At 71.1% G+C, this 13544-nt stretch carries 13 protein-coding genes; 6 read left to right on the top strand and 7 right to left on the bottom strand.

The genetic code is table 11. The features are described 5' to 3' along the window. Positions 1-367: 367 nt before the first annotated feature. The gene (locus CCN33_RS14200) at positions 368-1612 is read left to right on the top strand and encodes an MFS transporter (RefSeq protein WP_086693994.1); all 1245 of its coding nucleotides are present in this window, start codon (positions 368-370) and stop codon (positions 1610-1612) included. 64 nt (positions 1613-1676) lie between these two features. On the opposite strand, the gene CCN33_RS14195 is transcribed toward CCN33_RS14200, so the two are convergent. From CCN33_RS14195 to CCN33_RS14185, 3 genes are all read right to left on the bottom strand, one after another. Further along, entirely contained in the window at positions 1677-2015 is a 339-nt protein-coding gene (locus CCN33_RS14195; protein ID WP_135792879.1) for a hypothetical protein, read from the bottom strand. A 365-nt stretch (positions 2016-2380) separates the two neighbouring features. Further along, positions 2381-3703, bottom strand: a complete 1323-nt coding sequence (locus CCN33_RS14190; protein WP_086693992.1) for an aldehyde dehydrogenase family protein — start codon at positions 3701-3703, stop codon at positions 2381-2383. 147 nt (positions 3704-3850) lie between these two features. After that, positions 3851-5302, bottom strand: a complete 1452-nt coding sequence (locus tag CCN33_RS14185; RefSeq protein ID WP_086693991.1) for a fascin domain-containing protein — start codon at positions 5300-5302, stop codon at positions 3851-3853. A gap of 295 nt (positions 5303-5597) precedes the next feature. Between CCN33_RS14185 and CCN33_RS14180 the strand changes: the two genes are divergently transcribed. Genes CCN33_RS14180 through CCN33_RS14170 form a run of 3 tightly spaced genes read left to right on the top strand, consistent with a single transcriptional unit; the run spans position 5598 to position 9438 of the window. Then, on the top strand, positions 5598-6806 hold the full coding sequence (locus CCN33_RS14180; protein WP_167387853.1) for a phospholipase D-like domain-containing protein: 1209 nt from the start codon (positions 5598-5600) through the stop codon (positions 6804-6806). A 50-nt stretch (positions 6807-6856) separates the two neighbouring features. Then, complete coding sequence (locus tag CCN33_RS14175; protein WP_167387852.1) at positions 6857-7243, top strand: STAS domain-containing protein; 387 nt, start codon at positions 6857-6859, stop codon at positions 7241-7243. Beyond that, entirely contained in the window at positions 7240-9438 is a 2199-nt protein-coding gene (locus CCN33_RS14170) for a SpoIIE family protein phosphatase (RefSeq protein WP_086693989.1), read from the top strand. The genes CCN33_RS14175 and CCN33_RS14170 overlap by 4 nt, the downstream gene beginning before the upstream one ends. Here CCN33_RS14170 and CCN33_RS14165 read toward each other — a convergent pair whose 3' ends face one another. Then, complete coding sequence (locus CCN33_RS14165; RefSeq protein ID WP_244173802.1) at positions 9439-10860, bottom strand: MFS transporter; 1422 nt, start codon at positions 10858-10860, stop codon at positions 9439-9441. Continuing rightward, positions 10857-11312, bottom strand: a complete 456-nt coding sequence (locus CCN33_RS14160) for a MarR family winged helix-turn-helix transcriptional regulator (protein WP_086693988.1) — start codon at positions 11310-11312, stop codon at positions 10857-10859. The genes CCN33_RS14165 and CCN33_RS14160 overlap by 4 nt, the downstream gene beginning before the upstream one ends. 192 nt (positions 11313-11504) lie before the next feature. Here CCN33_RS14160 and CCN33_RS14155 point away from each other — a divergent pair, with 192 nt between their 5' ends. After that, complete coding sequence (locus CCN33_RS14155) at positions 11505-11942, top strand: hypothetical protein (RefSeq protein WP_244173801.1); 438 nt, start codon at positions 11505-11507, stop codon at positions 11940-11942. Here CCN33_RS14155 and CCN33_RS14150 read toward each other — a convergent pair. Continuing rightward, positions 11866-12381, bottom strand: coding sequence for a DinB family protein (locus tag CCN33_RS14150; RefSeq protein WP_086693987.1), 516 nt, complete (start codon positions 12379-12381; stop codon positions 11866-11868). The genes CCN33_RS14155 and CCN33_RS14150 overlap by 77 nt on opposite strands. A gap of 83 nt (positions 12382-12464) precedes the next feature. Here CCN33_RS14150 and CCN33_RS14145 point away from each other — a divergent pair, with 83 nt between their 5' ends. Further along, entirely contained in the window at positions 12465-13145 is a 681-nt protein-coding gene (locus tag CCN33_RS14145) for a Clp protease N-terminal domain-containing protein (RefSeq protein ID WP_086693986.1), read from the top strand. A gap of 3 nt (positions 13146-13148) precedes the next feature. On the opposite strand, the gene CCN33_RS32025 is transcribed toward CCN33_RS14145, so the two are convergent. After that, positions 13149-13544 (bottom strand): alpha/beta fold hydrolase (locus tag CCN33_RS32025; protein ID WP_167387851.1); only part of this gene is annotated, 396 nt, incomplete at its 5' end.

Below are 13544 nucleotides of genomic sequence, written 5' to 3'. Positions count from 1 at the left end.
CCTTTGCGGGCGCGGCCGGTGGGGGTGCGCCGGCCGACCAGGGGCCGGGCCCAGCCAAGCAGGGAGATGCGGTAGACACGGCGGGACGCGGGGCCGAGACCCGCTGCCGCGGCCAGGTAGCGGTCGACGGCAGCCCCGTATTCGACTGGGGCCGCTTGGTCTTCGCTCATGTCGCCCACCCGCAGTAAATGAGTCGATGGAGACCTTCTTGGGTTTCGATGTCTGACCTTACCACCAGGCGTGTTGCAGTAAATGGAGTCCATTTACTGCGCCAATTCGCGTCGACGAGAGCTATTTTCCAAAAGGGCCGTGTTTATTCGAGGAAACGCTTGCGGCGAATTGTCGGGCGGAGGCAAAGTGCGGATTCATGACACTCGGTACTCACCGGCTGCGCGTGCTGCGGCATGCCCGGTTCCGGCGCTTCCTGCTGGGGCAGGCCACCTCCCTGCTCGGTTCGGGGATGAACACGGTCGCCACGACTTTTGCCGTCCTGCGGCTACCCGGTGGCGGGGTCGATGCCGTCGGCGGGGTGATGGCCGCCCGTATTCTCGCCGTACTGGTCGTGCTGCTGCTCGGGGGTGTGCTCGCCGACCGGCTCGGGGCCCGTACGGTCATGCTGGCCGCGGATGCGCTCCGGTTCGGCTCGCAGGCTGTGCTGGCTCTGCTGTTGCTCACCGGCAGCGCGCGCGTCTGGGAGGTCCTTGTGCTGGCGGTGCTCCTCGGGATGGGCGAGGGAGGGTTCATGCCGGGGCTGTCGGCGCTGGTTCCCGGTCTCGTCCCGGAGGATGAACTCGCCTCTGCGAACGCCCTGTTGGGAATGGCTCGGCCGGTCGCCTCGATCGTGGGGCCGGGGCTCGCCGGGCTGCTCGTCGCCGCCTTCGACGCGGGGGCGGTGGTGGCGGTCGACGCGGTGAGCTACGGCGTGAGTGTCGTGGCGCTGGTGGGGTTGCCGGTGGTGCGGGTCCCGGCTTCCGGGCGGCGGCTGTTCAGTGAACTGGTGCTGGGCTGGCGGGAGTTCACCTCGCGCACCTGGCTGTGGGTCACGACTCTCCACATCGGCCTCTTCAACTTCCTTCTCTGGGCGCCGTTCCTGGTGCTCGGGCCGTCCATTGCCGAGCAGCGGCTCGGTGGGGCACGGGCGTGGGGGCTGGTGCTGGCGTCGGAGGGCATCGGGGCGATCGCCGGCGGGGTGCTGCTGCTCGGCCGGAATCCCCGGCGAGGGATGGCCTGGTCCGTGGCCGCGTCCGCCGGGTGGGCTGTTCCGGTGGCCGCGTTGGCCATGAGGTTGCCGCTCGTCTGGGTGGCGGGCGCCGCCTTTGCCGCGGGGATCGGCGCGGCCGTCTGCACCACCCTCGCCGCTGCCGTGATCCAGCGGGACATTCCGGCGGAGGTGCGGGGGCGTATCGGCGCGTTCGACAGTCTGGGTGCCTTCGCCCTGGGACCGCTCGGGCTGGCGCTCGCCGGACCGGTGTCGGGAGTCGTGGGCGCGGAGCGGCTGCTGGGGTTCGGGGTGCTGTGGCAGGTGACGGCGGTGGGGGTGGTGCTGGCGGTGCCGTCGGTGCGGAGGCACGAAACAACTCCGCGAGGTAAAACGCGGGTTGCTGTCCACTGACCGCCGTCGGCGGACGGACCACCGGCCGTCCGCCGACGGCGTGCCTACTCGCCGGCCCGCACGGTCACGGACAGGAACTGGAGCTCTGGCCGACCACGTGGGCGTCCGCGTTGTCCGCGGCCTTCACGTAGGCGGCCGACGTGCCCCGGCGGTCGTAGGTCTTGGTGAAGTCGGGGGCCAGGTCGATGACGAACTTGACCTTGTAGCAGTACCCGGCGTCGATGCGCAGGGTGTCCCAGTCCTCCTTGTACGGGGTGTGACCCCCGTTGGGCGACAGGTAGTACGTGGTCTGCGCCACGCCGTCGCTCGAGCAGGTCGGCTGCGTGGCGGTCCACGAGCCGGTGCTGTCACCGGAACGGCACCAGTTCTTCAGCGCGGTCGCGCCCAGGGCGGTGTCGTTCACGGAGGACGAACATCCCCCGATACCGCAACTCGCCCCGGCACTGGCGGTGGTGGCCGAACCCATCACGCCGACGACCGTCATCGCCGTCACCGCGGCCGCCGCTCTCCCGATCCCTCTGGGCAGCACTTTCTTGGAAAACACCGAAGATTCCTCCCCTGTCGGCTCATGCGAAGGCATGAACTCAAGCCAGGAAGCTAGTGGCATTCACGGGCGGTGTCAGCGTGTTCGCGCCGCTGTGAAATTGCCGTCCGGGGGCGTGAGGGAGGGGAGTTGTCGCCCAAGAGGGCTGCGTGACGCCGCCCGCCGCGCCTCCCTCGCCCTCGACACCAGGGCGGCAAAGGCGTGGGGGCGGCGCGACGATGGCGCTAGGCCAGCGGCTTGCTCAGGACCGCCTTGCGGTGGCTGAAGGTGTCCAGGGAGTAGCGGCCGTGGTAGCTGCCCATACCGCTCTCCCCGACACCGCCGAAGGGCAGGTCGGAGACGGTGAGGTGGGCGAGGGGGAGGCCGTGGCCGAGGCCGCCGGAGGACGTCTCGGCGGCGATGCGGTCGCGGGTGGTGTCGGAGTCGGTGAACACGTACAGCGCGAGGGGCTTGTCGCGGTCGTTGATGAAGTCCACCGCCGCGTCCAGGTCCGGCACGGTGACGATCGGGAGGATGGGCCCGAAGATCTCCTCCCGCATCACCGGTGCGTCCGGCGCGACGTCGGCCAGCACGGTCGGCGCGATGTACTTGTCGGTACGGTCGCTGTCCCCGCCGACCGCCACCCGGCCGGAGTCGAGCAGGCCGGAAAGCCGGTCGAAGTGGCGCTCGTTGACGATGCGGCCGTACTCCGGGGAGGCCGCCGGGTCGGCGCCGTAGATGCCCTCGACCGCGCGGACGAGCGCCGCCTCGAGGGCGGGGGCCGTCTCCGGGTCGGTGAGGACGTAGTCGGGAGCGACGCAGGTCTGCCCGGCGTTGAGGAACTTGCCGCGCGCCAGCCGGTCGGCGACCACGTCGAGGTCGGTGTCCCGGTCGACGAACGCCGGTGACTTGCCGCCGAGTTCCAGGGTGACCGGGGTGAGGTGCTCGGCCGCCGCGCGCATGACGACGCGGCCCACCGTGCCGTTGCCGGTGTAGAAGATGTGGTCGAAGCGCTGGGCCAGCAGGGCCGTCGTCTCGGGAATGCCGCCCTCGACCACGGCGACCGCCTCGGTGTCGAGGTAGGCCGGGATCAGCTCGGCCAGCGCGGCCGAGGTCGCCGGGGCCAGCTCGCTCGGCTTCGCCACGACCGCGTTGCCCGACGCGAGGGCGCCGACCACGGGGGCGAGGAGGAGCTGGGCGGGGTAGTTCCAGGGGGCGATGACGAGGACGACGCCGAGCGGGTCGTACTGCGTCCAGGCCGTGGCGTCGGCACCGAGGTGTGCGGGGACCGGAGCCGGCTCGGGGCGGAGCCACTCCTGCAGATGCTCCAGGGTGTGGTCGATCTCGCGGACCGTGAAGTCGATCTCCGTGCGGTGCGCCTCGGTGGCGCTCTTGCCCAGGTCGGCATGGAGGGCGGCGGCGAGATCGTCCCCGTGCTCGGTCAGCATCGCGCGCAGCCGGCGCAACTGCTGCGTACGCCACTCGACGGGCTTGGTCCGCCCGGTACGGAACGTGCGGCGCAGCCGGGCCACGGTCTCGGCGGCCTGCTCGGTGGGGGAGTGGTTCACGGGTGCCTCGCATCCTCGACGATCAGATGTAAACACCAACCTTTCAGATGGTGGAACACATTCCATGGATTGCCCGGAATGACGTAGATCACGGCGCGTACACGAAGGGGCCGCCCCGGACTGCTCCGGGACGGCCCCACGCGTGGCTCAGGAGGTGGTCAGATTGATCACGCGATGGTCGGACAGCGTGCCGTCCACGACCCCGCACGTGTACGCCGGCCCCTGTGGACCGAAGATGTAGTCGATCTTGTTGTTGCCGTCCGTGGGCGCGCCGGTGTGCGGCGAGGACGGGGTCGGCTGCCCGCACTCCTGGTGGCCGGGGTAGAGCGTGCTGAGGTAACTGACGTCGTTCTGCGTGGTGTTGAGGTCACCACCGTAGTAAGTGGTGTAGCCCAGCCCCGTCAGGCGGTCGACGGTGTCGCGCATCGCCTGGGCCTGTTTGGGGCGGTACAGGTCCGACGGGTCGGTGTCGTCGCCCTGCGGCTTGCCGTTCGCGTCCGTGTACGGGCCGCTGCTGAAGTGCGCGTTGCAGTACGCGGAACCCTCGGCCGGCATGACGGCGCACAGCATGGGCCGCTGCTCCTTGGCCTGCTCCGTGCCCTTCCTGGGCGGCGACGGAAGCACGGTGCCCTGGTACCAGGTGTTGCTGTCGGGCACGGCGAGCGCGATGCCGAAGGAACCCCGGCTGACACCGTCCTGGGTGTCGTCGCAGTCCTTCTGGGCCTCGATGGCCGTGCCGGCGACCTTGAAGGACGTCGGCATGAAACGCACGTCCATCGGGCCGGCCCAGCTCTCCAGGGCCAGCTCCAGCGGTTTGGCCGCCTTCTCGCAGATCTCCTGGAAGAAGATCGCGTCGGGGCGCCGGCTGCCCATGGCCTGGTGGAGCGCGTTCGACACGTTGCCGGCGACGGTCGTGGACGGGGCGTCGTTCAGGGCGCAGGAGCCGTTGTTGTTGGCGCAGACGTTCCACGAGACGACGTCACGCGCGACCGGCGCCCGGGTGGTGGGCGTGGGGACGGGGCTGGTGGAACCCTGGCCGCCGACCTTCTCCAGGGTGAAGCGCTCCCAGGAACCGAGGTCGTCGGGGCTGGCGGGCTGCGCCGTACGGGCCCGCAGCAGCCCCTTGTCCGGGTAGGTGCCCAGCTCTGCGGCGACGTACTTGCCGTTGGACGCCAACAGGCCGAACTCGTCTCCGGACAGGGGCTTCAGCGTGAAGCGCTCCCAGGCGCCGATCGTCGTCGCACGGGTCCGGAGCAGGGAGGCGCTGGCGTCGTCCTCGGTCGTGACGTAGTTGCCGGTCGCCTCGGAGCGGAAGCTCACCGTGGTGCCGAAACCGCTGCCCGTGACCCAGTCGGTGTGCAGCGTGAACTGCTCGGCTGGCCCGGGCGCGGTGGCGGTCAGACCGGCCCTGAGCTTGGTGTCGCCGTTGGCCCCGGCGGAGACGGTCACGTAGTGATCGGCCACCTTCAGCGCCCACCTCTGGCCCGCCGAGGACGGGGGTACCGGGGGATCGGCCGCGGCCGACGGCGCGGCCAGTGCCACGACGATGCCGAGCGCGGTGAGAACCGCCGCCGGCAGGAGCCGTATTCGTTTCAGCATGGGTGACCCCTCGTGAAGACACCGCGCTTGAGCGCGGATGTGAGCGCGAGCTGAAGTCAACCATGATCCGGACCGGTAGGGCATGGACATGCCTTACCGGTCGTTTCCCGGCCACTTGTCTCGGGGTAGCCGCCCGGACCCTTCAGCGCCGACGATCACCATCCTGTGACGCCGGTCACATGTGGGGTGGTTCACCGGCGCGGGATGATGGGGCGAGTGCCGGGCATGAGGGTTCTCGGGGGTCCACCGGCCGCCCAGATCCGATCCGCCCACCGGCACAACTGGAGAATTCGCTGTGACCCTCGACGGCATACCGGTAGCTCTGGCACCCGGCGGCGCCCAGGACGCCGACGCCCGCAAGCAGCGCCTGCGCCGCCGCCTGGAGCGGCTGATCGGCGTGGCCGCCACCGAGGGGAACGAGCTGATCCCGCTGCGCAACGGCAGCGCCATCTTCCCCGCCATGCTCAAGGCCATCGGCTCGGCCAAGCACACGATCGACATGATGACCTTCGTGTACTGGCGCGGCCAGATCGCCCAGGACTTCGCCGCCGCCCTCGCCGAGCGGGCGCGGGCGGGCGTGCGGGTGCGGTTGCTGCTCGACGGGTTCGGCGCCAAGCGGATAGAGAGGGGACTGCTGGACCTCATGGACGAGGCCGGCGTCCAGGTCGCCTGGTTCCGCAAGCCCGTCTGGCTCTCGCCCTTCAAGCAGAACCACCGCTGTCACCGCAAGGCCCTGATCGTGGACGAGCACACCGCCTTCACCGGCGGCGTCGGCATCGCGGAGGAGTGGTGCGGTGACGCCCGCAACCCCGGCGAGTGGCGCGACACCCACGTCCAGGTGCGCGGACCGGCGGTCGACGGGATCGCCGCCGCCTTCGCCCAGAACTGGGCCGAGTGCCACGACGAACTCTTCGACGACCGCGACCGCTTCACCGGCCACGAGCAGATCGGCAGCTCGATCGTGCAGGTCGTGCGCGGCTCGGCCAGTATCGGCTGGCAGGACATGCAGACCCTGATCCGGGTCATGCTCACCTCGGCGGAGGAACGGTTCCGCCTGGCCACGGCCTACTTCGCCCCCGACGACTACTTCATCGACCTGCTGTGCCGCACCGCCCGCCGCGGCGTCAAGGTGGAGATCCTGCTGCCCGGTCCGTACACCGACCAGCGGGCCTGCCAGCTCGCCGGACAGCACCACTACACCAAGCTGCTGCGCGCGGGCGTCGACATCCGCCAGTACCAGCCGACGATGATGCACGCCAAGATCATCACCGTGGACTCGGTGGCGGCCCTGATCGGCTCCACCAACTTCAATCGCCGCTCCATGGACCACGACGAGGAGGTCATGCTCGCCGTGCTGGACGAGGACTTCACCGCGTCCCTCGACCGTGACTACGACGCCGACCTCGAGCGCAGCGTCGCCATCGACCTTGCCAGATGGCGCCGAAGAGCCGCTTTCCAGCGGCTGAAGGAAGCCGCGGTCACGCCCGTGAGACGCTTCCTGTGACGAAAGGCAGGCGGCGGTAGCCGAGTGGAAGGCAGCTGAGGGTGTTCTCGGTGGATGTGAGACAGCACGCGCTGGGCGTGCTGTTCGTGCTGTGCGGTGAACTGGACTTCGACAGCGTGGTGCAACTGCACGAGGCTGCCGACGGCGAGCTGAACGGATCGACGGGGTCGCTGCCGGTCGTGGTCGACTGCGCCGCCCTGACCTTCTGCGACTCCTCCGGGATCAGCGCGCTGCTACGGCTCTACCAGCAGCTCACCGCCGAGCACCGGGCCCTGCGCCTGGCGGCCGTACCCGCCTCGGTGTCACGTCTGTTCAGCCTGACAGGTTTGGACCAGCTCTTCTCCGTGCACAAGGACGCTGCTGAGGCGCTTGCCGCAGGCTCAAACGGACGTGGCGTCGTCTCGGCGGTACAACAGAACGAGGAGCGGAGCGCATGACGCGCGTATCAGGGCTGGACCAGCCCGAGGCCGGCCGGCCGGGAGGCGGGCTGGACGACGATCTGCGCGCGCTCTTCGGGCAGTCCACGGCCGTCTTCGCCTCACTCGCCGGACCGGCCCACATGCTGGAGTCCGCGAATCCGGCCTTCTTCGCCGCGATCGGCGGCGCCGAGCGCGCCCGCACCGGCCTGCCGCTCGCGGAGCTGATGCCTGAACTCGTCGAACAGGGTTTCATCGGCCTGCTGGACCGGGTCTACCGCACCGGCCGGTCCGTCACGGGCCGCGACCGCCGGATCGTGCTCGGCTCCGGCGCCGACGCCCGCGAGACCTTCTTCGACTTCACCTACGAGCCCCGGCTCGACGTCGGCGGCAACGTCACCGGCGTACGGGTGATCGGGGTCGAGACCACGCAGGTCAGACAGGCCCAGCGACTCACGGCCGAGCAGGCGGCCCTGCTGGAGCAGATCGCCCGTCAGGCCCCGCTGACCGACGTGCTGCACGGCATGGCGCGGGTCATCGAGGACCTGGCGCCGGAGGAGGTGCTGGTGTCGGTGCTGCTCGCCGACGCCGACGGCCGCCACCTGCGCCACGGTGCCGCCCCCAGCCTGCCCGACTTCTACAACCAGGCCATCGACGGCATCGCCGCCGGTGAGGGCGTGGGCTCCTGCGGTACGGCCGCCCACCGCCGGCAGAGCGTGATCGTCTCCGACATCGCCACGCACGAGTACTGGGACGACTTCCGGGAACTGGCCGAGAAGGCCGGGCTCGCCGCCTGCTGGTCGACCCCGGTGCTGGGCCGCGACGGATCGCTGCTCGGCACCTTCGCCATGTACCACCGCACGCCCCGCTCGCCCCAGGACTACGACCTCGCGCTCGCCCGCATCTTCGCGGGCACCGCGGCCCTGGCCATCGAACGCCACCAGGCCGAGCAGGCCCGGCAGGCCGCCGAGGCCCGCGAGAAGGCCGCCCGCGCCGACCTCGGCTTCCTGCTGGACGCCAGCACCTCCCTGGCCTACGACCTGGACGCCGCCCAGACCCTCCAGCGCCTCGCCGAGGCGTGCGTCCCCACCCTGGCCCCGCTGTGCGCGATCGACATCGTGGAGTCCGGCCGCGTACGCCGTATCGCCACAGCCGCGCCGGACGCCGAGCGCGGTGCGCTGCTGGCCTCCCACATCCCGGTCTACGACGCCGCCGACGACGCCGTGGCGCGGGTGCTGGCCACCGGGGTCAGCGAGGTCGCCCGCCGCACGCCCACCGGGCCGGGCCCCTGGCACGACCTGGGCGTCACCGGATACCTGTGCGTCCCGCTGCTCGACCGGGGCAACACCTTCGGCACCATGACCCTGCTCAGCGTCGGCGACCACACCTTCGACGGGCACACCGTCGCGCTGGCCGAGGAACTCGCCCGCCGGGCCTCCTCCGCCGCCCGCAACGCCCGCCAGTACACCCACCGGGTCACCCTCGCCCGCGACCTCCAGGCCGGGCTGCTGCTGCCCGTCGTCCCGGACGTGCCGGGCGCCGACGTGGCCACGTACTACCACCCAGCCGGTGAGGGACTCGACATCGGCGGTGACTTCTACGACGTCTTCCCGCTGCGGGACGGCCGGTGGGCGTTCATGCTCGGCGACGTGTGCGGCCGCGGTGCCACCGCCGCGACCACCACCGCCCTGGTACGGCACACCGCCCGTGCCGTCGCCCCGCTGCTGCCCGGCCCCCAGGCCGTGGTCGAGGCCGTCAACCGCGCGCTGTGCGACCGTCCCGGCAGCCACGGCACCGGCTTCGTCACGCTCGTCTACGGGCAGTTCACCCCGACCCCCGCGGGCCTGGACATCGAGCTGATCCGGGCCGGGCACACCGCGCCCCTCGTCGTCGACGCGGGGCACACCGTGCGCGCCGTGGACGCCTCGGGGTTGCTCCTGGGCGTCGCGCCCGATCCGCACGTCAGCCCGCGTCGGCTGCAACTGCGCCCGAACGAGAGCTTGTTGCTCTACACCGACGGCCTCACCGAGGCCCGCGCCCCCGACGGCGAACAGTTCGGGGACGTACGCGTGGCCCAGGCCCTCGCCGGCTCGCCCCGCCCGCCCGCCGCCGGCCGCCTGATCGACTCCCTGACCGAGGCCGTACGCGTCTTCACCGGTGGCCACGACATCGACGACGACCAGGCGGTGCTCGTCCTCACCGCCACCGGCGAGTAGTCAGGACAGGCGGGCGATCTCGCCCCGGGGGGCGCCGAGGCCGCGCAGGGAGCGGTCGGTGACGGTCACCGCGAGGAAGAGGGCGCTGACGGCGAGCATCAGCCAGGAGAGGTGGTGCAGTCCGCCGGTGTCGGCGCGCTGTCCGAAGAGGGCTCCGCTCGCGGCGGAGGCGACGATCGCGCCGAGGTAGCCGAAGGTGCGCAGCAGCCCGGCGGAGGAGCCCATGCGCTCGGGATCGGCCTGGTGGAAGACGGAGTTCTGCAGGGCCAGGCTGTTCAGGCCCTGCGGTACACCGAGCACGAACACGAGGGCCAGCAGCATCCACACCGGGCTCGCGTCGGTCAGCGTCAGCAGCAACGCGCAGGCGGCGAGCTGCCCGGCCGCGCCCACCAGGAGCTTGGCCCGGATCGCCGACCGGCGCCCGGTGAGCGTCGAGACGATCAACGCGGTCGCGAACAGCGGGAGTTGGACCAGCCCCGCCTGTGAGGCCGACAGCCCCCGGCCCTCCTCCAGCCACTGGGTGTACCCGTACAGGAAGGCGTAGCTGACGATGTACGCGAGCAGCGCGCGGGCGTAGGTGGCGAGCAGGGGAACGTTGCCGCTCAGGACGCGCAGGTCGATGAAGGGCCGCGGGGTCCGCAGCTCCCGCCCGGCGAAGGCCGCCGCCGCGAGCACGGTCAGCACCGGCAGGTACCAGTGGGCGGTGCCGGGCTCCATCAGGAAGAGGAGCAGGCAGATGAGGGCCGCGGCGAAGAGGCTCATGCCGGGCAGGTCCAGTGCGGCGAGGGCGTGTCGGTCCTCGGGGCGGGGCGCCGGCGGGGTGACCGGGAGGCGGCGGGCGCCGAGGTACAGGCCGGCCAGGGCGAGCGGGATGTTGACGGCGAGGGTGGCGCGCCAGCCGCCGGCACCGATCAGCAGTCCACCGAGGCTGGGGCCGATCACGGCGACGGTCTGGGTGGTGACGGCGAGCGCGGTGAGTACGCCCGTCGGGCTCTCCTGACCGGTGCGCCGGGCCTCGCTGCGGATCAGGTACATGGCGGCCGGATAGCCGGAACAGGTGCCGAAGCCGAGCAGTACGCGGGCGGCGATGAGGACGCCGAGGTTCGGGGCGAGCATCCCCACGACCCCCGCGACACCGGTGAGCGCGGTGCCCGCGAGGAACAGACGGCGCGGCCCGAACAGGTCGATCAGCCGTCCCACCACCGGCTGGCCGATGGACGTGGCCAGATACAGGGCGGAGACCAGCCACGCGGTCTGCGCGGGTGGCGCCCCGAAGGCGGCGCCGATCGGCACCAGGGAGACCGACAGGACGGAGGAGTTGACCGGGTTCAGTACGGAGCCCAGCATCATCGGGGCGAGCAGGCGCCGGTCGAAGCCGTCGCTCTTCCTCGCCCGGCCGGGCAGCAGCGGGCGCAGGGTCACGAGCGGACGACCCGGTCCAGTATGGCCGCCGCCTCCAGCAGGGTCCGGCGCTCGGACTCCGTGCACTCGTCCTCCAGAGCCCGGGTCAGCCAGCCCTCCCCGGCCCGCCTGCGGTCCTCCAGGAAGGCATGCCCGCTGTCGGTGACGAACACCAGCTGGCGCCGCCCGTCGGAGGGGTCCTGCCGCCGGGACACCAGCGCGCGCTCCTCCAGTACGGACACGGTCGCGGCCACCGACTGGTGCCGCACCCGCTCGGCGGCTGCCAGGTCGCTGACCGACGCCTCCCCGTCCTTGTCCAGCCGGCTCAGCACGGACGTCTGCGACGGCGTCAGGTCTCCGGGGTCGTAGCTCTCCCGCATCCGCCGCCGCAGCCGGCTGAAGACCACACGGAACTCGTGTGCGGCGCGTACGGCGGATTCGGACACACCGGCGGTGTCGGCGATCTCGGTCATATGTACAGGCTAACTTGCGCAGTCCAGACTGCGCAATACGCCTCTGATCGAGTTGCGGGGCCGTCCGGACCTGGGGTGCAGCCAGTGCCACCCCAGGACGGACAGAGGTGTTACTGACTCCGCCCCGAGGACACCAGAGGGTTGATCACGGGCCCGACGGTCGGGTTCCCGGAGTCGGAAGGAACCCTGGACGTGGCTCTTCTCTCCCACATCACGAGCAGCGCCGTTCACGCCCGCATACTCATGGGCGCCGGTCTCGCCCTGCTGCCCTGGCTCGGCTACCTCGCCGGCACCCTGCCGCCCACCGAGGCGGCCGCCTGGGTCGCCCTCGACGCGCTGGAGGCCGGCGCTCTGCTCACCGCCGGGAGTCGCCTGCTGCACCGCGACCCCCGCCACCGCGCCCCCGCTGCCGCCGCGGCGGTACTCCTCCTCGCCGACGCCTGCATCGACGTCGCCACCTCTTTACCCGGCCCGGAGTCGGCCCTCGCCGTAGCCATGGCGGTGATCGCGGAACTTCCCCTCGCAGCCCTGTGCGCGGCGCTGGCCGCAAGCCCTACACGCCGGTCCGCCCGTCGAGCAGTTCGCGTACGACGTCCAAGTGACCGTTGTGCCGGGACGTTTCCTCGATGAGGTGGAGGAGGACCCAGCGGAGGTCGACGTGGTCGCCGTTGCTGATGGGGCGTTTGGCGGGGGTGCCCAGGTCGTGGTCGGAGACCAGGCGGCGGTAGCGGGCGCTCTGGGACTCGTAGTCGGCGAGCAGTTGGGGGAGGGGTATGTCGACCGCCGTGCGCATTTCGGGGTCGGGGTCGTCGTCGGTGGCCTCGGCGAGGGGGCCTGCGGGGTCCTCGCCCAGGAACATGACCTCGAACCAGTGGTGTTCGACCCAGCGCAGGTGGCTGATCAGACCGCACAGTGTCATCAGGGGGGAGTCGGGGAGCGGGGCCCGGCGGGCGTCTTCGGAGGAGACGCCCTCGCACTTGGCTCGCGCGGTGTCGCGGGCGTAGTCGAGGAATGTGGTCAGCTGCGTGCGCTCGTCCCAGGCGGGAGGCGTGTCGGTCTGTCGAGTCATTCCGGAACCGTAAGCCGGACACCCACTCCGCCGCACGTCAATTTCTTCTTGACGCCTACCCATCGTCAACTTAGTCTTGACGCATGAGTCCACTCGACATCAATCTCGCCGATCTGATCGCCCGACTCGACGAAGAACTCCCCGGCGCCGGCGACCTCGCGCACATCAGCGAGGCGCGGCTGCGGGCGCAGACCCTGTCCGATCTCGGGGATCAGCTCATCGACCACTACGTGAGCAAGGCCAAGCGGTCCGGGGCCTCCTGGACCGAGATCGGGGACGCCATCGGGGTGTCCAAGCAGGCGGCACAGCAGCGGCACGCGCCGACGCCGTTCGAGCGGTTCACCCACCTCAACCGGCACGGCATCGTGCTGGCGCAGGAGGCCGCGCGGACGCACAGGCACGACTCGATCGGCACCGAACACCTGCTGCTCGGCCTGCTGGGGGAACCGCAGGGCCGGGCGTACGAGACGCTGGTGGCGCGGGCCGGGTCGGAGCAGCGGGTCCGGGACGCGGTCGCGGCGGTGCTGCCGCCGGCCGGGGCAAAGGCGCAGCGGGGGCACATCGCCTTCCGCGAGGAGAGCAAGGCGGCCATCGAGCAGGCGCGGGACGCGGCGGCCGAGCTGGGTCACGACTGGGTCGGCACCGAGCACATGCTGCTGGGCCTGATCCGCGTCGAGGACAGCCCCGCAGCCCAGATCCTGCGTGCCCTCGGTTTCACGCCCGAGGAGTTGCGGGAGACGGTGGCCGCTCGGGGTGAGCGCTGAGCGTCACGCGTTCCAGAACGAGGTCAACGCCTCGATCACCGCTTCGGGTTCGTACACGTTCGGCGAATGGCCGCCGCCCATGATCTCCGTATAACGGGCGCCCAGCTTCCGTGCCATCGCGGCCGCTTCACGCTCCGGCCAGGTCTCCTCGGGAGTGCCGAAGACGACCGACAGGGGAATGCCGCAACCGCGCAGCGCCTCGGTGCGGTCCGGCTCGGTGATCATCTGCTCGGCGGCCAGGCGCAGGGCCTGCGGGGCGTTGCGGGCCCAGCGGTCCGAGAGGAAGGAGAGCACCTCCTCGGAGACTCCGCCGTCCTCCGGGCGGAGGAACGGCCACAGATCCGGGACCGGAGTCGTGCGCAGAGCGTCCAGCAGGAGCTCCAGACGCTCCCGTGTCGG

Origin of the sequence: Streptomyces recifensis, assembly GCF_002154615.1 — a bacterium.
GTDB classification, from domain to species: domain Bacteria; phylum Actinomycetota; class Actinomycetes; order Streptomycetales; family Streptomycetaceae; genus Streptomyces; species Streptomyces griseoluteus.
The sequence above is the reverse complement of the archived record's forward strand: the minus strand, read 5'-3'. Positions and strand labels throughout refer to the sequence as shown.

Coding starts and splice junctions, on each gene's coding strand:
- CCN33_RS14170 (WP_086693989.1), top strand. CDS start 7,240: ATGACGCGCGTATCAGGGCTGGACCAGCCCGAGGCCGGCCGGCCGGGA.
- CCN33_RS14200 (WP_086693994.1), top strand. CDS start 368: ATGACACTCGGTACTCACCGGCTGCGCGTGCTGCGGCATGCCCGGTTC.
- CCN33_RS14145 (WP_086693986.1), top strand. CDS start 12,465: ATGAGTCCACTCGACATCAATCTCGCCGATCTGATCGCCCGACTCGAC.
- CCN33_RS14185 (WP_086693991.1), bottom strand. CDS start 5,302: ATGCTGAAACGAATACGGCTCCTGCCGGCGGCGGTTCTCACCGCGCTC.
- CCN33_RS14150 (WP_086693987.1), bottom strand. CDS start 12,381: ATGACTCGACAGACCGACACGCCTCCCGCCTGGGACGAGCGCACGCAG.
- CCN33_RS14160 (WP_086693988.1), bottom strand. CDS start 11,312: ATGACCGAGATCGCCGACACCGCCGGTGTGTCCGAATCCGCCGTACGC.